Raw genomic sequence first — 19347 nt, 5'->3', positions numbered from 1 at the left:
GATATGAACGCCACGCGCGGTGGCAAAATCACCCGCGTGACCAACGAAACGCCGCCTGCGGCCAACGCAGCAGAGGTTCTGACACCCGCCGCCGATGACCGCTATTCCGACAAGGCCAAGGCCCGCGCCGATCTGGCTGCGACCTATGCGGGCCTGTTGGGCGTGGACATCGTGCGCTCTGACCTGTTGGAGGGGATGACCGCCGACGCAGGTGATGACATCACCCCGCAGGCCATGGCCAAGGCTATGAACGACGCAGGGCTTGTCAGCCAGGTCACGACCATCCGTAAACCCACGCCCGATCAATGGCCTGCAATCGTTGAAATGACGAGCGGTCATATCCTGCTGATCCTCGATCAGACAGACGACTGCGTGATCGTCTTTGATACCACCTGCCGCGACAATCGCGCCGAGGTGCCGCTGTCCGATTTTCTGCCCTACTTTTCCGGCCTTGTGCTGCGCGCGGATATCGCCGTGGCCGATCTGGCGAAAAAGCATGCCCGCAAAGGCAAATCTGCCCATTGGTTCTGGGGCGAAATGCTGCAGTTCCGCCGTCACATGCTTGAGGTCGCGTTGGGCTCGTTTGTCGCCAACCTGTTGGCCGTGGCTGTGGCGCTGTTTTCCTTGCAGGTCTATGACCGCGTGATCCCGCATCAATCCACTGCCACCTTGTGGGTGCTGGCGATCGGAGCAGGTCTGGCCATGTTGCTTGAGGCAGGCCTTCGCATTGCACGCGCGCGGCTGATGGACGGGGCAGGGCGCAAGATTGAACTGAAGGTTCAGGCGCTGTTGATGGACCGCTTGCTGGGTATGCGCCGCGGCAAGGAAGGACAATCGCCATCGGGGCTGTTCTCAGCCGTGCGTGAATTCGGATCTGTGCGGGAATTCTTCACCGCCTCGACCATCGGCACGCTGACCGATCTGCCGTTCATTGTGTTGTTTCTTGCGCTGGTGGCATCAATCGGCGGCAACGTGGTGTGGGTGTTGTTTGTGGGCGGTCTGCTTATGGTTCTGCCGAGCTTCTTTTTGCAAAAGAAGATGATCGCGCTGACACAACAGACCCAAGGCGCATCGGCCAAGTCCAATCGTCTTTTGCATGAGGTCATCTATGAGGCCGACACGATCAAGGCGCAGCGCGGCGAAGACCGGTTCAAACGTCTGTGGTCCGAGCTGTCGGCGGTGTCCTCCATCGCCACGTCTGAGCAGCGCAAACTGGCCAGCACGCTGACCTTCTGGGCACAAGGCGTGCAGCAGGCGACCTATGTGGCAGCCGTGGTGGCGGGCACGTTCATGGTCTTCACCGGGCAATTCACTGTCGGCACAATCATCGCCGTGGGCATCCTGACGTCGCGTACCTTGGGGCCGCTGACGCAGCTGGCCGCAACATTGGCGCGCTGGTCCAACGTCAAGGCCGCGCTGGAGGCCTTGGACGAAATCGCCAACGCCGAACAAGACCAGCAAAGTGACCGCACCTATTTGCGCCGCGAAGATATGCGCGGGGAGTTTGAGCTGCGCGACATCGCCTTTTGCTACAACGAAGACAGCGGTCAGACCGTGGATATCCCCGGCCTCAAGATCGAGGCGGGCCAACGATTGGCCGTTCTGGGGTCCAATGGATCGGGCAAGTCGACATTGCTAAAAATGCTGTCGGGCATCTATCGTCCCACCAAGGGCCGCGTGCTGATCGACGGGGTCGACATGGGGCAGGTGATGCCGCGCGATCTGCGCCGCTCCATCGGGTATCTGAGCCAGGAAGTGCGTCTGTTTTCGGGCACCTTGCGCGAAAACCTGAACCTGACCTTGCTGGAACGCGACGATGATCGCTTGCTTGCTGCGCTGGATTTTGCAGGGCTGGGCCCCTTTGTGCGCAACCACCCCAAGGGGCTGGATCTGGAAATCTCCGACGGAGGCGAGGGCCTTTCCATCGGGCAACGTCAGTCCATCGGTTGGGCGCGTCTGTGGCTGCAGGACCCCAAAGTTTGCCTGCTCGATGAACCCACAGCCGCCCTTGACCAGACGTTGGAAAACACTCTCGTCAGTCGCCTTGAGACTTGGCTGAACGGGCGCACCGCCATCATCGCCACCCACCGTGTGCCCATTCTTGAGCTGACAACCCGCACGATCATCTTGCAAAACGGCCGACTTGCGGTCGATGGCCCCCGCCAAGAGGTTCTGGCCCACCTGCAAAACAAGAACAAAAAGGCAGTCTAATGGTCACCATCGCAGACGAATTCGAGGCCCGCGTCAAAGGCCCCAGCCTGCTGATCTGGCTTATTGGCGCCACCGTTGTGATTTTCCTGATCTGGGCAAAGTTCGCCGCGATCGATGAGATTGTGCGCGCCAAAGGGTCGGTGGTCTCGTCCTCGCGCCCGCAGATCATTCAGAACCTTGAGGGCGGTATTTTGGCCGAACTTCTGGTGTCTGAGGGGGATCAGGTCGAACCGGGCGATGTGCTGGCCCGCCTGCGGGGCACCCAGTTTGAAACCTCCGTGACCGATTTGCGGGAACAAGTGATTGCCGCCGAAATCCGGCGCCTGCGACTTGAGGCCGAAATCGAAGGGATGTTCAATTTTGATGTGCCGGACGCGATTGAACAGTTCAGTCCCGAGATGGTCGCCTCTGAACGTGCGCTGTTGGGCGCAAGGCAATCTGATTACGTCAGCCGGACCGAAGGCGCACAGGCGATTATCACCGAAACCTCGCGCGAATTGGCGGTGATGGAGGATTTGTACAACCGAGAGATCGCGGCCTTGATTGAGGTCACCCGCGCCCGTAAGGCCAATTCAGACGCCACCAATGCCTACAACGAAATCGTGACACAGGCCGAGTTGCAACGCGCCTCCGAATATTCCGAAGTGTTGTCGATGATGGCGACCCTGAAACAGGATTTGCGCGTGGCCGAAGACCGGCTGGAACGGACAGTCATCACCAGCCCCATGCGCGGGATCGTCAACAATCTGGGTGTGACCACCATCGGCGGTGTGATCCGACCGGGCGAAGAGATTTTCCAGATCATTCCGCTTGATGATGAGTTGTTCGTGGAAGCCGAGGTCGCCCCGTCCAACATTGCCAATGTGGTGCCGGGACAAACCGCGACGATCAAGCTAAGCGCCTATGACTACACGATTTACGGATCGCTCAGTGGGGAGGTTCATCTGATTTCTGCCGATACGTTCGAGGACGAACGTGACCCTAACGCGCCGCCCCATTACCGCGTGACATTACGTGTGGACACAACCAATTTGGGAGAACGTCAGCAGCGCATCGAAATTCGGCCGGGCATGCAGGCGGATGTGGAGTTGCACACCGGATCGAAAACAGTACTGCAGTATCTGACCAAGCCGCTCTACCGGTCGCAGGAAGCGCTGCGGGAACCCTAAGGCGATCTGTCCTAAAATTCCGGAATTTTAGGGGCCGCTGTCGGGCAGGGTAATGCGGGCCACCTGCTCTGCGATGGGGTCCACGGACAGAGGGTTGATATCGGCAGAGTAGTCATCAGGATGGGTCAGGTCTTCCCAATGGCCGTGACGGAAAATCTCGACCCCTTTGAACTTGGCCTTATAGCCCATTTTGTCGGACCCCGGCACCCAATAGCCCAGATAGACGTAAGGCAGGCCCAGATGCCGCGCGATTTCGATGTGGTCCAGGATCAAATAGGTGCCCAAGGAATTGCGCATCAATTCGGGCGTAAAGAACGAGTAGACCATCGACACCCCATCATCGAGGACATCCGTCAAACTGACCGCCCGCAGACCTTCGTAAGGATCTCCCTTGGGGTATTCATCGCCCTCTCGGTATTCGATCAGACGCGTGCGGATTGGGGTTTCCTCAACCATCGCGGCAAATTCGAACAAATCCATATCTGCCATGCCGCCCGCGGCGTGCCGACTGTCCAGATAATCCCGAAAGAGAGCATATTGTGCCTCGGTCGCCCATGGGGAAGAGGCGCCCCTTTGTAGGGTGCGGTTGCGCTTCATCACCCGTTTTTGACTTTTGCTGGGGGCAAAATCCGCCACCCTGATCCGCGCGCTTAAACAGGCAGAACATTCCGCACAGGACGGGCGGTAAAGAACGTTTTGTGACCGACGAAAGCCCTGTTTTGACAAGGAATTGTTCAGCTTCTCGGCGGTTTCACCCTGCAGTGCCGTGAACAGCTTTCGTTCCATCCGGCCCTCAAGGTAAGGGCAGGGCTGCGGTGCAGTGACATAAAACTGCGGTGCAATGGGCAGGCTGTGACGCATTGGTCAACCTCTGTTAGGCTTGGGCGAACCCTACCAACAGCCTGCCCTGTCTCACAACCCGCGATTTTCAGGCTGCGTTTTTCAAGTCGGTCTAAAGACCGCGGTTCAACATCGTTGTGCCCAGTATCATATCGGTCAGGCCCTGGCCGCGATCTGTCAAAATCATCGACGCGATGGAAACCAGCTGTAATGGAGCCACCGCAAAGCTCAGATAGGTGCCAGCGGTATGAAGCAGGGCCGTTTGACTGTCGAGCGTCCGACCCTCACGGTCGCGCAGCTCAATCGCCATCATGCGCATCCCCCAGGTGGCCGACCCAGATGAGATCGTCATCCACCGATAGACAAATCCGGTGCAGGCCCAAATCAGCGGGATGAACAACAACGGCACGATCAGGACCAGCCCAAAGATCAGGAACGGGATCGTCAGCACCGCTGCAAGGGCCGCCGTCGCAGCAAGATCAATAAACCACGCGATGAGCCGTTTGGATTGCACAGATGTGTAGAAATCCGGCTGGGTCTGCGGGTCGGGGGTGCTGTCGTAATATGTCATTCTCATGTCCCTTCTTGTGTTCAACGAAATGTGCGCCCCGCAGGTTCCGACCCGCGGGGCACTTCGTGTCAGGCTTGGCTGGGCTTTTCGTCGCCGGCGTCCGCGTCCTCTGCGGTGCGATTGGCGCGGTCGTCCATGAACTGGTCGAACTCGGCTTTGTCTTTTGCCTCGCGCAGACGCTTCAGGAACTCTTCGAAGTTGTGCTGTTCGTCCTCAAGGCGGCGCAGCGTGTCGGCCTTGTAGGCGTCGAAGGCGCTGTTGCCAGAGGGGCGCATCGCGGCGCGCATGGATGAATGACGGGTGCGCTTGGATGCGCAATTTGAGGAAAACATGCGTTTGCTCCAGATCATATATGCAAGAAGGGCGAGGCCAACGGGCCACACGAAGATGAACCCCAGCACCATGGCCGCGATCCAGGCGCCTTTGCCTTTGTCGTCAAGCCAGCGTTCGCTGCGCTGCAGCCAATTGCCCTCGCGCACTGTTCGGGCGTAGGGGGCCTGATAGTCGATATTGGTGGACGAGGTGGTCATGTGATGCTCCGTTCGGTTGGGTTCGTGTTGTATGTGAATGCCTTTCACATCACTGAAGATGGGATGTCTTTTGGCCCGCGGCAAGTGCAATGTGAAGGGTTTTTACATGATTGCCCTTAAGTGGTTGAAAGTCATATGTTAAAAGTCGTTACATTTTGGCTATGGGGGCGGTTTTGCGGCCCCATGCATTGACCCCACAGGGTCGCAGGCGCACAAAGCGGAATGACTTTTGCCGCCCGCATGACCCGCAGCCCCGATGCCTATGATGCCGATCTGGGGCAAGACGCAGCCGCCGCATTTGCGGATTTTGCGCCCGAGGTGCAGGCCGCCATCAAAGGTGCTGCGGGGTGCAGCCCGTTTCTGGCAGGGCTGATGCATAAGGAAGGCACATGGCTCATGGATGCCATCGATATTCCCGAACAGGCGCTGCAGGCGGAAATTGACCAGATTGCCCATCTGCCGCTGTCTGATCTGAACATTGGGCTGCGGATTGCCAAACGGCGCGTCGCTTTGCTTTTGGGCGTGTGTGATCTGGCCGGTGTCCTCTCCCTCGAAGGGGTGACGCAAACGCTGTCCGATCTGGCCGACGCGGCTGTGGACGCAACCCTCAAACGTCTGGTTGAGGCTGAGATAGCGCGCGGCAAACTGCCAGGTCTGACGCTGGGTGACGCGGCGACCGCTGGCGGCATGGTCAGCCTGTCCATGGGCAAAGGCGGCGCAGGGGAATTGAATTATTCCAGCGACATTGACCTGATTTGCCTGTTCGATGAAACCCGCTTTGACCCCGACGCCTACCACGATGCTCGCGCGTCGTTTGTGCGTGTCACCCGCAAGATGGCCAGCATCCTCAGCGATATGACCGGCGACGGCTACGTGTTCCGGACCGATCTGCGCCTGCGCCCCGATCCGTCCGTTACACCGGTCTGTTTGTCCATGGAAGCGGCGGAGAGGTATTACGAAAGCGTCGGCCGCACATGGGAACGCGCGGCTTACATCAAAGCCCGCGCGGCAGCCGGTGACATCGCAGCGGGGGAAAGGTTCTTGAAGACCCTCATCCCGTTTGTCTGGCGCAAACATCTTGATTTCGTCGCCATTCAGGACGCCCATGATATGCGGCTACGGATCCGCGACCACAAAGGCCTCGGCGGGCCGATCTCTTTGCATGGCCACAATATGAAGCTGGGTCGCGGCGGCATCAGGGAGATCGAATTTTTCACCCAGACCCGTCAGTTGATTGCCGGTGGCCGCGATCCGTCCCTGCGGTGCCGTGGTACGCTGGATGGCCTCGCTGCGCTGACCAAAGCAGGCTGGGATGAGGCCGATGTCTCGGACGCGCTGACCGCCCGTTACCGCACCCACCGAGAGGTCGAACATCGCTTGCAAATGTTGAATGACGCCCAAACCCATGATCTGCCCAACACAGATGAGGGGTTCGACAGGTTGGCCGCGTTTATGGGCACCTCGTCCAAGGCCCTCAAAACGGAGTTGAGGGACGCCTTGGAGGAGGTCCACGCGATCTCGGAAGGGTTCTTTGCCCCCTCCCAGTCAGGCGCTTCTGCGACGCCTGATTTCGGGGCTGACGTCACGGACCGCTGGCCCGCCTATCCGGCGTTGCGCAGTGACCGCGCAGTCGAGATTTTCAACCGCGTCAAACCAGGGCTGATGGCCGCCCTTCAACAGGCCGCCAAACCGCAAGAAGCTTTGCTGGCGCTTGATGGATTTCTCTCGCGCCTGCCTGCGGGTGTGCAGGTGTTTTCCCTGTTTGAGGCAAACCCGCAACTCACGCAGCTGATTGTCGATATCGCCTCAACCGCGCCCGCGCTGGCCGAATATCTGGGCCGCAACGCCGCCGTGTTTGATGCCGTCATCGGTGGAGATTTCTTTGCCGATTGGCCGGGGGAGGCCGCCTTGCGTGAGGATCTAACATCAAACCTGCACGCCGCCCCAGACTATGAGGCCCGCCTTGATGCCGCGCGCCGCTGGATGAAGGAATGGCATTTCCGGATTGGCGTGCATCACCTGCGGGGGCTGGTCACAGCGGAACAGGCCGGTTGCCAATATGCCGATCTCGCTGGCGCGGTTTTGGGCGCGCTCTTGCCCGTGGTCGGGGATCATTTTGCCCACAAACATGGGCGGGCCCCCGGTCGAGGCGCCGTCGTTCTTGGCATGGGGTCTTTGGGGGCAGGGCGTTTGCATGCAGCTTCCGATCTGGACCTTATCGTGATTTATGACGGGCAGGATCAGGACGCCTCCGACGGCCCGCGCCCCTTAGCCACCCGCACCTACTACGCGCGCCTTACACAAGCCCTTGTGACAGCCCTGTCTGCCCCCATGGCCGAAGGCAGGTTATACGAAGTCGATATGCGGCTCAGGCCCTCTGGCGGGCAGGGGCCAGTGGCCACGTCCTTTGCACGTTTCGAACCCTATCAGATGGAGGAGGCGTGGACGTGGGAACATCTGGCCCTGACCCGCGCGCGTGTGGTGGCGGGCCCAACGGGGCTTGCGCAAGACGTGGAACAGGTCCGCGCTCGCGTTCTCGCGGCCAAATCAGGCGGCTCGACGATCCGCACGGATGTGCAAGACATGCGCGCCCGCATTGCGGCCGCAAAAACCCCCAGCGGCCCTTATGACGCAAAGATCGGGCAGGGGCGTTTGCAGGATATCGAATTGACCGGTCAGACCTTGGCGTTGGTGTCTGGGGCAGCTGTGCGAAGAACCGCAGACCAAATCAGCCAAAGTTCCATAGCACAGACGGACAAAGCGGATCTTCAGGCCGCAGCGGCGCTGTGTTGGTCCATGCAGGCCTCGGCCCAATTGCTCCAGGGGGGCACGCTGGATGTCAGCACCCTTGGCGAAGGCGCGCGCAGATTTATCTTGCGCGAAACCGGCCAACCGTCTTTGGATGCGCTGTCAGATGCACTGGCTGCGGTGTCACGTGCTGCGGCGGCGGTCACACAGCGCATTATGAAAGGATGACAGATGAAAAAGGGCGACCCCCTCGATCCCAAAGGTCTCATCGCGGATGCATACCGCATTGAGGGGATCACATCGGCGGAATGCCGATCCATCTTTCTGGATTGGGCGCTCAGCTACGCGGATACCCCTCAGCCCGCGATCGAAGCCCTATTGACGCGCCACGCATCACAGCCGGGCGATCACCCGATGACCCAAACATTGCAGCAGGGCCTCGATACGCCACAAGCCCCGAAACGTCGCGGCGGTCGCGCGGCCCGCGTCCTGCAATAGCCCGCCCAAAAATGGGAAGGGCGCATTTGTCGGATACGCGCCACGCCCTGTTTCTTTGGGTCAAAAATACCTAAAAACCGACGCTGGCGAAATGACTTCCCGTTACCGAGGCAGCGCCGCCGCCTCAGCAGCCAAAGCGGTGATGCCCGTCCAGTCACCGGCCGACACTTTGTCCTTGGGGGCCACCCACGATCCGCCGACGCACAGAGTATTGCTCAGCGACAGATACTCCCGCGCGTTGGACAGAGACACACCGCCTGTGGGGCAAAATTTGACCTGCGGGATCGGGGCGCCGATGCCTTTCAAGGCAGGCGCCCCCCCATTGGCCTCGGCCGGAAAGAACTTTTGCGTTGTGTAGCCGCGCTCCAAAAGCCACATGGCCTCTGTCGCGGTTGCAGCACCCGGCAGGAGCGGCAAATCGTTGGCCTCGCAGGCGTCCAGCAACCGGTCTGTCGCACCCGGTGAGACGCCGAACGTGGCCCCAGCGGCCTTTGCGGCCTCAACGTCCTCAGGGGTCAACAGCGTGCCCGCCCCAACGACACCGCCCTCAACCTTTGCCATCTCGGCAATGACCTCGAGTGCGGCAGGCGTGCGGAGCGTGACCTCCAGCGCGGGCAATCCGCCCGCGATCAGGGCCGTGGCCAATGGGGCCGCATCGGCGGCGTCATCGACGACCAACACAGGAACCACAGGGGCAAGGGCACAGACCTTTGCGGCCAGTTCGGATGCGTTTTCAGGTGTCATATCTTTCCTTTCGCGCAGCCAAAATTTCAAATTTTGGCCGTCTTCTAAAATTCCGGAATTTTAGACCGGATTACAAAATAACCGCAGCCCCGTCTGTGGATGGGCCAACCGTGCGGCGGAACTGCTCGAAAATCTCACGTCCCACGCCGGTGCCATTTCCTGTCAAATCTGCCACCGCAGGCTCGCGCCCTGTCAGATCCGTCAAGCATTCCAACGTGCCCTTTGTTGCATCCAGCCGGACGATATCGCCATCCCGCAAAAGCGCAATCGGCCCACCATCCGCAGCCTCGGGTGCCATGTGGATCGCGGCAGGCACTTTGCCCGACGCGCCGGACATACGGCCATCCGTGACCAGTGCCACCTTCAACCCGCGGTCCTGCAAGACCGCCAATGTGGGTGTCAGCGAATGCAGTTCCGGCATCCCGTTGGATTTGGGGCCTTGGAACCGGACAACCACAATCGTGTCTTCCGTCAGCTCTCCAGCCTGAAACGCGGCTTTGCAATCGTGCTGTTCGTGGAAAATGCGCACGGGTGCTTCGATGATGTGACGTTCCGGGGCGACGGCGCTGACCTTGATCACCCCCCGTCCGATGTTCCCACTCAGCTGAACCAACCCGCCCTGCGGCGCAAAGGGATCCGCGGCGGGGCGCAAAATTTTGTCGTTCAACGTCTCTTTCGGGCCATCGCTGTAGCTGATGCGTCCGTCCGTGAATTTCGGGTCCTTGGCATAGTCGCTCAACCCGCCACCGGCGACGGTTTTGACGTCCTCATGCAGCAATCCCGCCTCCAGCAGGTTGCCAATCATGAACTGCAACCCGCCCGCAGCGTGGAAGTGGTTCACATCCGCCAGACCGTTGGGATAGACCTTGGCCATCAACGGGGTCGCATCCGACAGATCGGAAAAATCCTCCAGGTCCAAAATCACACCCGCCGCCCGTGCCATGGCGGGCAAATGCAGCACCAGATTGGTGGACCCGCCCGTGGCCATCAGCCCGACCAGACCGTTCACAAAGGCCTTTTCGTCGAGAATATCGCTCACCGGCGTATACTCGTTGCCCAGCGCCGTGATCTCAAGCGCGCGAGTGGTGGCCGCCGTGGTCAGCGCCTCTCGCAGATCCGTATGCGGGTTCACAAAGGACGCGCCAGGCAGGTGCAGCCCCATGAATTCCATCAACATCTGATTGGTGTTGGCGGTGCCGTAAAAGGTACAGGTCCCCGGCCCGTGATAGGACGCCATCTCGGCCTTCATCAGCTCGGACCGGTCGATGTTGCCCTTGGCGAATTCCTGACGAACGCGGGCCTTTTCGTCGTTGGGCAGGCCAGACGTCATGGGCCCCGCGGGCACAAACAGCCCTGGGATATAGCCAAAGGTCGCAGCGGCCATGATCAGGCCAGGCACGATCTTGTCGCACACGCCCAAATACAACGCGGCATCAAAGACGTTGTGCGACAGGCCGACGCCTGCGGCCAATGCGATGACATCGCGTGAAAACAGCGACAGCTCCATCCCCGTTTGGCCCTGGGTGACACCGTCGCACATGGCCGGAACCCCACCGGCCACTTGCGCCGTGCCGCCTGCGGCGCGGGCGGCCTCGCGGATTTTGGCGGGGTAGGTTTCAAAGGGTTGATGGGCCGACAGCATATCGTTGTAGGCCGTGATGATACCAATGTTGGGCGCACGGTCGGCCACCAATGTGTCCTTGTCACCGCCCATCGCGGCATAGGCGTGGGCTTGGTTGCCACAGGTCAGGTGGGCGCGGCGCGGGCCTTCGGCGGCCGCAGCGGCCATGCGGGCCAGATAGGTCTTGCGGGCTTCTTCTGAACGGGCGCGAATACGGTCTGTTACGCGGTCAACGGTCGAATTTAACGTCACGGGGGCACCTTGTTAACTGATGGTGGGTCACAGATCTCTGCCCTCCTAGCAGATCATGTTTGCGCTAACAATGGGCGATGTCTGGAATGTCTCCAGCCGTTCAAATTGCCGCAGGGGACGCCCAATTACCCCCAAATCGTCCCGCATTAACCTTTTGTTTACCACATTTCTGCCCCGATGTGCCGCTCTATTCAGAATGTTCCGAGAGTGGACTGAAAACTGGGCAAAAGCCCCGGAGGGAAGACATGAATATTCTGAAACTTGTTGCACTTGGTACCGTATGCGCTGTTATGTCCGCATGTTCTGGCGTTGATGTTGTTTCGCGGAATGCTCCGCTTGAAACGCCGCGTCTTGGCGCCGAACAAGCCCCGCAGGTGCTGCGCGATTACGCGTTGCACTCGATCCGTTTTGCTGTGCCTGAAGACATGACTGTGTCTGAGGCGAATTCCTATTACCCGATTGCCGACATCGTGTGGCGGGGTGACCCATTGGGCAACCGTGCTGAACAGATCTCTGCGATCTTCCAGACAGCCATCCGCCAAGCCGGTGGGTCCATGACCGGCGCGCGCCCTGTTACGGTCGATGTGGACCTGGTCCGCTTTCATTCGCTGACCGAACGCACACGGTATTCCGTGGGCGGCGTGCATTCCATCAAGTTTGACCTGACGGTGCGGGATGCGCTGACAGGCAACGTGATCGAACCCACGCGCCGTATTGACGGTGATTTCGCTGCGCTGGGTGGTTACGCTGCCTTGGCCGCAGACAATGCAGGTCAGACCCAAAAGGTGCGCATCACAGCCCACCTGGCCAGCCTATTCGCGGCTGAACTGACGGGGATGACAAACGGCGCGCCTGTGGGTGGTCCGGCGTCCTAAGGTCGCTTTCCTAAGTGAGATGAACACGGTAAGGGGGCTGTTATGAAACAGCTCCCTTTGCCAATTGTCCGCCTGCGTCCCAACGCAAAACCGCAAGTCATCCGTCACGGGTTTCCGTGGGTCTTTGCCAATGAATTGGTCATGGACCGGCGCACCAAAGGCCTGAGCCACGGTGGGCTGGTCGTGCTGGAAGACGCAGAGCGTAGACCGCTGGGCCTTGGCACCATCAATCCCACGTCAAAAATTGCCGTGCGTCTGCTGGACAAAGACCCGGAGGCGCAGGTTGATGCCGCGTGGTTTGCCACCCGGTTTCAGCGGGCCTTGGATCATCGCGCCCGGCTGTATGATGCGCCGTTCTACCGGTTGATCCACGCAGAGGCTGACGGGCTGCCCGGTGTGGTGATTGACCGGTTTGGCGATGTGGCTGTGGTCCAACCCAATGCGGCTTGGGCGGAACGTCAGTTTGACACCTTGGCGGCGGCTTTGGCCGATGTCACGGGATGCACAACCATCATCAAGAACGGCACTGGTCGGGCGCGCAGCCTTGAAGGGTTGGAAGAAGAGTTGACGGTGGCCCAAGGCCAAGCCCCCGACGGCCCCATTGCGGTGCCCATGAACGGCGCCACCTATATGGCCGATGTCATGGGCGGGCAAAAAACGGGGCTGTTCTTTGATCAGCGCCCCAACCACGCGTTTGCCGCCCAGCTGTCGAAAGGCGGGCGCGTTTTGGATGTGTTCAGCCACGTGGGCGGGTTTTCTTTGGCCGCTTTGGCTGCTGGCGCTGAGGCTGCGCTGGCTGTGGACGGGTCTGCGGCCGCGTTGGACCTTGCCCAGCGGGGGGCTGTGGCCACGGGCGTGGCCGACCGATTTGAGACCCGCACATCAGACGCCTTTGATGCGCTGGAGGCGTTGGGCAAGGCGAAAGAGCGGTTTGACGTGGTCGTGTGCGATCCGCCCGCCTTCGCGCCCTCAAAAGCGGCCCTTGAAAAGGGCATGCGTGCCTACGAGCGGGTGGCGCGACTGGCAACGCCACTGGTCAAGGAGGGCGGCTATTTGGTGCTGTGTTCCTGTTCGCACGCGGCTGACTTGAAACGGTTCCGCGATGCCTGTGCGCGCGGGATTGGCAAAGGCGGCAAGCGGGGTCAGCTGGTCTACACGGGGTTTGCGGGGCCAGATCATCCGCTGATGCCGCAACTGGCCGAAAGCGGCTACCTCAAGGCGCTGGCGTTTCGGGTGTAGGGGCGCGGTATGCGTGTTCTGATTGACGCCTGCGTTCTATACCCAACCGTGATGCGCGAGGTTGTTCTAGGCGTGGCGGAGCAGGGCCTTTTTGAGCCACGGTGGAGCCCACGTGTTTTGGAAGAATGGGCCCGCGCCGCCCGTAAGATCGGCCCTGAAGGTGAAACCATTGCGCGCGGAGAGATTGCGGCCCTGTCGGCACGGTTCCCAAAGGCTCTGGTCGAGGTGCCGTTGGGGGCTGAGGCGCGCTTGTGGTTGCCGGATGAGAACGACATCCACGTGTTGGCGGCGGCGATCGGGGCGTCGTGCGACGCAATCATGACCGTGAACACCAAGGATTTTCCCAAGAATATATTGGCCGAAGAGGGACTGGACCGTGTGGAGCCTGACGGGTTTCTGATCGGGGTCGCGGCATGGGCGCCTGAACCTATTGAGGGGGTGGCGCATTCCGTTCTGGCGGAAGCGCGGCGTCTGTCGGGCGAGGCATGGACGATGCGCGCGTTGATGCGCAAAGCGCGGCTGCCTCGCCTTGGTAAGAGGTTTGGCTGAATTCGAATTTGCGTTGCAAATCCGATCCGCGCGCGCCCGATGGGCGCGCGGGTGGCATCATTTGGGCGGAGATATGTGGGTAGGCGTTGGATTTAGGTATTTTTGACCCAAAGAAACAGGGCGCGCACCTAGTTCACGGACCATTTCGCTTCGTTCTTTTCGATGGCCGCAATCCGTTCGGGTGTTTTGGGGTGGCTGAGGAGCCAGGCGGGTTGGGCTGCACCCCGTGCCCCCGTGAGCGTTTCGAGCTTTTTGAACAGGGATTTTTGTGGATCGGTGCCCAAGCCAGCCTTAATCATCAAAGCGGAGGCGTAGGCATCCGCCTCATATTCGTCGGAGCGCGACAGGCGGGCCATGAGCAAGGACATGGCCGCATTGGCAATCAAGGGTCCAAGACCGGGAATGAACCGCGACAACACCATAGCAAGGGCCGTGCGCAGCGCATTCTGACCCGAAAAATCGATCATCCGGCGGCGGGAGTGGCCCAAGGCGACGTGACCCAATTCATGAGCGATCACGCTGGCCATTTCTTCGGCCGTGACCTCGCCTTGACGGTATTTTTGAAAGAACCCGCGGGTGATGAAGATGCGCCCATCTGGTGCGGCGAGGCCGTTGACGGGTTCAATTTCATAAATGTGGACCTTGATGCGCGGGATATCGACGACGCGGGCCATGTCGTCGGTCAGGGCTTTGAGTTTTGGATCGGCCAATTCGGTGGATTTCTCGTCAAGTTCGCGGGCAAGACGCCAGGCCGACAGCCGGTACATGATGATGCCATATCCGATGGCAAGCAGGATGGGGGCGAACTTTAACATGGGTCAGATATGGGGGCTTGAGGCCAATCAGGCAAGCGGGTGCGGCATAAGGGTTCCTTAACTCTATTGCAATAAAACCCGTTAAAGAGCACGAAAGGAAGGAACATGCTGGCTTGGAGACGCGATATCTTGGATGCTGAAGCACCATGGCGGGTGGTGTATCGGGATTTGCCAGACAATCGAGGATTTGAACGTGCGTTGCTGCGCCTTCAGCGGGGCCGACGAAGGCCTGCTTGATCGCGAGGCGGAAACGTCGGGCGGTAGAATTAGGTCAGCACTTTCATCCCACGCTCAATCCCGCTGAGGGTCATGGGCACCATGCGGTCTTCTCCGAAGATGGATTGGATCATCTGCACGGATTGCGTGTAGCGCCAGTATCTTTCGTCGAGAGGATTGATCCAAAGGTGTGAGGGCCATTGATCGCGGGCGCGGCGCAGCCAGACGTCCCCACTTTCGGCGTTCCAGTGTTCGTTTGCGCCGCCCGGGTATGCGACCTCATAGGGCGACATAGAGGCGTCGCCCACGAAAATACATTTGTAGTCCGGACCATAGGTGCGCAGCACCTCCCACGTTGGGACTTGGGCGTTCCATCGGCGGCGGTTGTCGCGCCAGACCCCTTCATAAAGGCAATTGTGAAAGTAGTAATGCTCAAGGTGTTTGAATTCGGATTTGGCGGCTGAAAACAGCTCCTCCACCAGCTTGATGTGCGGATCCATGGAGCCGCCCACATCGAGAAACAACAAAACTTTGACCGCGTTGCGCCGTTCGGGCCGTGTCTGCACATCCAGATAGCCATTCTCAGCGGTGGCGCGGATTGTGCCGTCTAGGTCCAGTTCATCGGTGGCCCCATCGCGGGCCCAGCGGCGCAAACGTTTCAGGGCCACTTTGATGTTGCGGGTTCCGATCTCAACCGTGTCATCCAGGTTTCGAAATTCGCGTTTGTCCCAGACTTTGACAGCGCGCTGATGCCGGCTTTCGTCTTGACCGATGCGCACGCCTTCAGGGTTATATCCATAGGCGCCAAAGGGGGAGGTGCCGGCGGTGCCGATCCATTTGTTGCCCCCCTGATGGCGGCCTTTTTGATCTTTCAGCCGCTCCTTCAGTGTCTTCATCAGCGCATCGAAGCCGCCCAAGGCGTCGATTTCCGCCTTTTCTTCGGGCGTCAGATGCTTTTCGGCCATTTTCTCAAGCCAGTCTTGCGGAATGTCGACAGCGTTGAGCACATCCTCAGGGCTGATCGCCTCCAGCCCTTCAAATGTGGCGGCAAAGGCGCGGTCGAATTTATCAAGGTTGCGTTCATCTTTGACCATGCAGGTGCGGGCCAGAAAGTAGAAGGCATCTATGTCATAGGTGGCCAATCCGGCCTGCATTGCGTCCAGAAATGACAGGTACTCGCGCAATGACACCGGCACACCGCCGCGCCGCAGTTGGTCGAAAAAGGGCAGAAACACCGCCCCGCGCCCTAGACGTACTGTCGGGTGATGATGACGGCGATGAACATGCCGATCACGCCAAAAATCATCGCAAAGACCGCGGCCCACTGGGCCATATCAGCCGCTTTGCCCCCGCGCTGCTTGGCGCGGAACGCCCCCAGCAGTGCTCCGATCACAAGGCCGCCGAGGGGGTAGATCATGGGTCAGGTCCCTTTGAGTGGGTTGAGCGATGCGATTTCCCGCAGGCGAGCCCGTACGTTTCTGTCTGCGCCGAAGCCGTAGCGCGCCCATCCCAAAGAGTCCATCCGTACGGCTGTGGCTGCGGCCGTTTGTCCGGTCATTTCCAAGGCCTCGGCCTTGAACATCATCAGCGTCGCCAAGAGGGCCGCGTTTTCGTGGGCTGCGGCGACGGGCATGGCGCCATTCACCAGATCAAGCACCCGTGCGCCGTCCCCCGAGGACAGGGCAAAGGCCGCCAGTTGCACGGCCACATGGGCCGCATGCAGACGTGTTTCGGGGGACCGATTGTAAATGGTGAGCGCCTGATTGAACGAGGCCAGCGCGATGTCGCTGTCATGGCCAACATTCAGACGGCCAAAGGCATAGTGGGCAAAGCCGTCGCGCGGTCCGGCCCAATTCAGCGCACCGGCCATGCTGACCGCTTGCAGGGCGGCATTGCGGCGCCGTGTTGCCGAAGACCCGGCGGTCAGTGCGATTTCGATATTGTCGATCCAGTCACGGGTGGTGTCGTTTTGCGGGCGGGCCGCGCGGCCTTCGCCTGCGGGGTTGTGGCGGGCCAGAACCGGGCCAAGACGGGCTGCGACCTGGCCGCGGGTCATGCCGTTTTGCAAGGCTGGATCATAATAGGCCCGCAAAATCAGCATATCGAATGAGGTCAGCACCGCATGGATGTTGTCATCGTTGAACACAGAATCTGACAAACGGTACAGGTCATTCAGGGGGCCAAGGGCCTGCGCCAGTTCTTCATGCAGGCAATCGCGGATTTCTTGTGGGGCCACGTCAGAGGGCACAAAGACAGCGGCGCGGTCGCGGCGTTCCAGGGTTGTCCAGTCGACGGTGGGCGTGCGCCGTGCGGTCTTGAATTCGTCCCATGACGACACGCGCGGCACCACAAAACACGCCGCACGGGGCACCGCGGCGTTCAACACGCTGCGCGGGATCGCCTCAACCGTGATCGAAGCGGTTTCAGAACCGGTCATAAAAATGTCGATGCCCGCCTCACTGCGCAAACGCGCCAAAAGGGCCCGCAGGTCAGGTGTCAGGCTGGCGGGGATATCACCTGTGACGCGGACGGAAATGGGGGCCTCGAACCGGGTAAGACGCGAGACAACGCGGCCGCTTTCCATCCGAAACGCGAGATCCATAAAGTCTTTGCCGATTTCGCGATTGGACCGCGTGGGCGTTGCCACATGGCTGCCCGCAAAGCGGTTCATCGGGGGCAGGGCGTCCTGCAACCCCATCGTCCGTGTGGGCAATGTCGGGGCCATATTCGCCTGCGGCACAGGCGTACAGGCGGTCATGAACATGATCGACAGGGCAAGAAGGCGGCGGAACGTACGGCTCATGTGACGTGTCCTCCGCATGAATGCGCAGGACGGCGACCTGAGGGCGCGTAGGGGTCCATACCAGACGGGTCAACGCAGTCCGCGCTGGCCTTGTGAAAGGTCAGTTCTTCGGTCCACACCTGTCCCACCCGCGCTGGTGTTGCACGGGCCTTGTGGTGCATGGCGACCGGCATTTTTGCCTTGGTCAACTCTGCTCTCCTTATGTCTCAGTCGGAAACCTGCCAGTCGACTGAGGCCCAAGTGGGGGCAGAATTGGGCAATTCCGCGGCCCTTCCTTTGGACAAGGAGGATTAAGCGATACGAACCCTGCGCAATCACGCACAAATTGAGGGAACGTCGCATTTGGAAAAGGGGTGTGATTCAAAAGACTCAGCCGGCTTGTGGAACAAGGGCAGCGGACCACAACATTTGCGATTGTTCTCCTGGGTGCGGCTTAAAGGTCGCCCAAATGGGTGGATTCGAACCCTTTGGGACGTTTTAAGCCATAGCCCAACATCCAATTAAAACCTGAGTATCCAAACCACAAAAGGCCGCATGACACCGCACGTTCGGATTGCATGGCCATGCCCAAGGCCGCCATAGCTACGCCGAACCCCTAGACGTGCACTATATATTATAGGCCCATGCGCCTACGCGTAGGCCGATCCCATAGGCAATAAAGCTCAGATCAGGGGCAAAGAACAGCAAGACCAACACCCACCATGGGCTGGGGGTGCCAAAGGTGAAGAGGGCGGCCAAAGCCATCGCCAAGAGGATCGCCCCCTCAGACCGTTGCCACAGGATGTCTTGGGCGTGGATCTGTATCAGCGACCGCTGCGCGCCATGAACGCCAGCCGTTCAAACAGATGCACATCCTGTTCGTTCTTCAGCAATGCGCCATGCAACTTTGGCAGGGCGGATGCGCCGTCGCGTTTGAGATCCTCTGCGTCCAGATCTTCCGCCAAAAGCAGCTTTAGCCAATCCAGAACCTCGGAGGTGGATGGCTTTTTCTTCAGGCCTTGCTGTTCACGGACCTCATAGAATTGGGTCAGCGCGGTGGCCAGAAGGTTGTCCTTGATTCGCGGGTGGTGAACCTCAACAATCTTGCGCATCGTGTCCATGTCAGGAAACCGGATGTAGTGGAAAAAGCACCGCCGTAGAAAGGCGTCGGGCAGTTCCTTTTCGTTGTTGGACGTGATGATCACGATAGGGCGCTGGCGGGCCTTGATCGTCTCGCCGGTCTCATAGACGTGAAATTCCATCCGGTCGAGTTCTTGCAAAAGATCGTTGGGAAATTCGATGTCCGCCTTGTCAATCTCGTCGATCAACAGCACCACGCGGCCCTCGGCCTCAAACGCCTGCCACAGCTTGCCTTTCTTGATGTAATTGCCGACGTCATGCACCTTTTCGTCGCCCAGCTGGCTGTCGCGCAGACGGCTGACGGCGTCATATTCATAGAGGCCCTGCTGGGCCTTGGTGGTCGATTTGATGTTCCATTCATACATCGGCAGACCCAGCGCGGCGCTGACCTGTCGGGCCAATTCGGTTTTGCCGGTGCCGGGCTCCCCCTTGACCAGCAGCGGACGTTCAAGGGTTACGGCGGCGTTCACTGCAACGGTCAGGTCGTCTGTTGCGACATAATCGTCTGTTCCGGTAAAGCGCATGTGATCGTCCCCTTTGGTCTGCG

General features: G+C 59.9%; 19 protein-coding genes. 7 read left to right on the top strand and 12 right to left on the bottom strand.

What is annotated here, in order from left to right:
- Positions 1–3: 3 nt before the first annotated feature.
- Positions 4–2211: an ATP-binding cassette domain-containing protein gene (locus PSJ8397_RS03225; protein ID WP_085863103.1), complete on the top strand. Its 2208-nt coding sequence runs from the start codon at positions 4–6 to the stop codon at positions 2209–2211.
- On the top strand, positions 2211–3380 hold the full coding sequence (locus PSJ8397_RS03220; protein WP_085863102.1) for an HlyD family efflux transporter periplasmic adaptor subunit: 1170 nt from the start codon (positions 2211–2213) through the stop codon (positions 3378–3380). The genes PSJ8397_RS03225 and PSJ8397_RS03220 overlap by 1 nt, the downstream gene beginning before the upstream one ends.
- A gap of 27 nt (positions 3381–3407) precedes the next feature.
- Here the strand turns inward: PSJ8397_RS03220 and PSJ8397_RS03215 are convergent, their stop codons facing one another.
- From PSJ8397_RS03215 to PSJ8397_RS03205, 3 genes are all read right to left on the bottom strand, one after another.
- Complete coding sequence (locus PSJ8397_RS03215) at positions 3408–4241, bottom strand: arginyltransferase (RefSeq protein ID WP_085863101.1); 834 nt, start codon at positions 4239–4241, stop codon at positions 3408–3410.
- A gap of 91 nt (positions 4242–4332) precedes the next feature.
- On the bottom strand, positions 4333–4791 hold the full coding sequence (locus PSJ8397_RS03210; RefSeq protein WP_085863100.1) for an RDD family protein: 459 nt from the start codon (positions 4789–4791) through the stop codon (positions 4333–4335).
- A gap of 68 nt (positions 4792–4859) precedes the next feature.
- Positions 4860–5321 (bottom strand): DUF2852 domain-containing protein, encoded by a 462-nt coding sequence (locus PSJ8397_RS03205; protein ID WP_085863099.1) that lies wholly within the window; start codon positions 5319–5321, stop codon positions 4860–4862.
- 222 nt (positions 5322–5543) lie between these two features.
- On the opposite strand from PSJ8397_RS03205, the gene PSJ8397_RS03200 reads away from it, so the two are divergent.
- On the top strand, positions 5544–8297 hold the full coding sequence (locus PSJ8397_RS03200; RefSeq protein ID WP_085863098.1) for a [protein-PII] uridylyltransferase family protein: 2754 nt from the start codon (positions 5544–5546) through the stop codon (positions 8295–8297).
- Between the two features lie 3 nt (positions 8298–8300).
- A complete protein-coding gene (locus tag PSJ8397_RS03195; protein ID WP_085863097.1) occupies positions 8301–8567 on the top strand; it encodes a hypothetical protein in 267 nt (88 codons plus the stop codon).
- A 102-nt stretch (positions 8568–8669) separates the two neighbouring features.
- On the opposite strand, the gene eda is transcribed toward PSJ8397_RS03195, so the two are convergent.
- Both eda and edd read right to left on the bottom strand, forming a co-directional pair.
- Positions 8670–9311 (bottom strand): bifunctional 4-hydroxy-2-oxoglutarate aldolase/2-dehydro-3-deoxy-phosphogluconate aldolase, encoded by a 642-nt coding sequence (eda, locus tag PSJ8397_RS03190; protein WP_085863096.1) that lies wholly within the window; start codon positions 9309–9311, stop codon positions 8670–8672.
- Between the two features lie 70 nt (positions 9312–9381).
- A complete protein-coding gene (gene edd / locus PSJ8397_RS03185; protein ID WP_085863095.1) occupies positions 9382–11184 on the bottom strand; it encodes a phosphogluconate dehydratase in 1803 nt (600 codons plus the stop codon).
- Between the two features lie 245 nt (positions 11185–11429).
- Here edd and PSJ8397_RS03180 point away from each other — a divergent pair, with 245 nt between their 5' ends.
- Genes PSJ8397_RS03180 through PSJ8397_RS03170 form a run of 3 tightly spaced genes read left to right on the top strand, consistent with a single transcriptional unit; the run spans position 11430 to position 13847 of the window.
- Complete coding sequence (locus PSJ8397_RS03180; RefSeq protein WP_235000553.1) at positions 11430–12059, top strand: DUF6778 family protein; 630 nt, start codon at positions 11430–11432, stop codon at positions 12057–12059.
- A 42-nt stretch (positions 12060–12101) separates the two neighbouring features.
- A complete protein-coding gene (locus PSJ8397_RS03175; protein ID WP_085863094.1) occupies positions 12102–13298 on the top strand; it encodes an RSP_2647 family RNA methyltransferase in 1197 nt (398 codons plus the stop codon).
- Between the two features lie 9 nt (positions 13299–13307).
- Positions 13308–13847: an RSP_2648 family PIN domain-containing protein gene (locus PSJ8397_RS03170; RefSeq protein WP_085863093.1), complete on the top strand. Its 540-nt coding sequence runs from the start codon at positions 13308–13310 to the stop codon at positions 13845–13847.
- 128 nt (positions 13848–13975) lie between these two features.
- On the opposite strand, the gene PSJ8397_RS03165 is transcribed toward PSJ8397_RS03170, so the two are convergent.
- From PSJ8397_RS03165 to PSJ8397_RS03140, 7 genes are all read right to left on the bottom strand, one after another.
- Entirely contained in the window at positions 13976–14662 is a 687-nt protein-coding gene (locus tag PSJ8397_RS03165) for a M48 family metallopeptidase (RefSeq protein WP_085863092.1), read from the bottom strand.
- Positions 14663–14928: 266 nt separating this feature from the next.
- Positions 14929–16113: a vWA domain-containing protein gene (locus PSJ8397_RS03160; RefSeq protein WP_085863091.1), complete on the bottom strand. Its 1185-nt coding sequence runs from the start codon at positions 16111–16113 to the stop codon at positions 14929–14931.
- Between the two features lie 11 nt (positions 16114–16124).
- Positions 16125–16295, bottom strand: coding sequence for a hypothetical protein (locus PSJ8397_RS17095; protein WP_200811277.1), 171 nt, complete (start codon positions 16293–16295; stop codon positions 16125–16127).
- 3 nt (positions 16296–16298) lie between these two features.
- Complete coding sequence (locus tag PSJ8397_RS03155) at positions 16299–17681, bottom strand: DUF2927 domain-containing protein (RefSeq protein WP_085863090.1); 1383 nt, start codon at positions 17679–17681, stop codon at positions 16299–16301.
- A 433-nt stretch (positions 17682–18114) separates the two neighbouring features.
- Positions 18115–18261 carry a DUF4260 family protein gene (locus PSJ8397_RS17420; RefSeq protein WP_085863089.1) on the bottom strand — a complete coding sequence of 49 codons (147 nt, stop codon included), beginning with the start codon at positions 18259–18261 and terminating at the stop codon, positions 18115–18117.
- Between the two features lie 26 nt (positions 18262–18287).
- Positions 18288–18461, bottom strand: a complete 174-nt coding sequence (locus tag PSJ8397_RS17330; protein WP_268794660.1) for a DUF4260 family protein — start codon at positions 18459–18461, stop codon at positions 18288–18290.
- 23 nt (positions 18462–18484) lie between these two features.
- On the bottom strand, positions 18485–19324 hold the full coding sequence (locus PSJ8397_RS03140; RefSeq protein ID WP_085863087.1) for an AAA family ATPase: 840 nt from the start codon (positions 19322–19324) through the stop codon (positions 18485–18487).
- Positions 19325–19347: the final 23 nt, after the last annotated feature.

It is taken from the genome of Pseudooctadecabacter jejudonensis, from assembly GCF_900172275.1.
Classification (GTDB): Bacteria; Pseudomonadota; Alphaproteobacteria; order Rhodobacterales; family Rhodobacteraceae; genus Octadecabacter; species Octadecabacter jejudonensis.
This window is presented reverse-complemented; position numbering and strand designations above follow the sequence as displayed.

Bases quoted from the DNA above. Each gene is read 5' to 3' on its own strand.
- PSJ8397_RS03210 (WP_085863100.1), bottom strand. From the start codon at position 4,791: ATGACATATTACGACAGCACCCCCGACCCGCAGACCCAGCCGGATTTC.
- PSJ8397_RS03205 (WP_085863099.1), bottom strand. From the start codon at position 5,321: ATGACCACCTCGTCCACCAATATCGACTATCAGGCCCCCTACGCCCGA.
- PSJ8397_RS03225 (WP_085863103.1), top strand. From the start codon at position 4: ATGAACGCCACGCGCGGTGGCAAAATCACCCGCGTGACCAACGAAACG.
- PSJ8397_RS17420 (WP_085863089.1), bottom strand. From the start codon at position 18,261: ATGGCGGCCTTGGGCATGGCCATGCAATCCGAACGTGCGGTGTCATGC.
- PSJ8397_RS03175 (WP_085863094.1), top strand. From the start codon at position 12,102: ATGAAACAGCTCCCTTTGCCAATTGTCCGCCTGCGTCCCAACGCAAAA.
- PSJ8397_RS03215 (WP_085863101.1), bottom strand. From the start codon at position 4,241: ATGCGTCACAGCCTGCCCATTGCACCGCAGTTTTATGTCACTGCACCG.
- PSJ8397_RS17095 (WP_200811277.1), bottom strand. From the start codon at position 16,295: ATGATCTACCCCCTCGGCGGCCTTGTGATCGGAGCACTGCTGGGGGCG.
- PSJ8397_RS03170 (WP_085863093.1), top strand. From the start codon at position 13,308: ATGCGTGTTCTGATTGACGCCTGCGTTCTATACCCAACCGTGATGCGC.
- PSJ8397_RS03165 (WP_085863092.1), bottom strand. From the start codon at position 14,662: ATGTTAAAGTTCGCCCCCATCCTGCTTGCCATCGGATATGGCATCATC.
- eda (WP_085863096.1), bottom strand. From the start codon at position 9,311: ATGACACCTGAAAACGCATCCGAACTGGCCGCAAAGGTCTGTGCCCTT.
- PSJ8397_RS03195 (WP_085863097.1), top strand. From the start codon at position 8,301: ATGAAAAAGGGCGACCCCCTCGATCCCAAAGGTCTCATCGCGGATGCA.
- PSJ8397_RS03180 (WP_235000553.1), top strand. From the start codon at position 11,430: ATGAATATTCTGAAACTTGTTGCACTTGGTACCGTATGCGCTGTTATG.
- PSJ8397_RS03200 (WP_085863098.1), top strand. From the start codon at position 5,544: ATGACTTTTGCCGCCCGCATGACCCGCAGCCCCGATGCCTATGATGCC.
- PSJ8397_RS03140 (WP_085863087.1), bottom strand. From the start codon at position 19,324: ATGCGCTTTACCGGAACAGACGATTATGTCGCAACAGACGACCTGACC.
- PSJ8397_RS03155 (WP_085863090.1), bottom strand. From the start codon at position 17,681: ATGAGCCGTACGTTCCGCCGCCTTCTTGCCCTGTCGATCATGTTCATG.
- PSJ8397_RS03220 (WP_085863102.1), top strand. From the start codon at position 2,211: ATGGTCACCATCGCAGACGAATTCGAGGCCCGCGTCAAAGGCCCCAGC.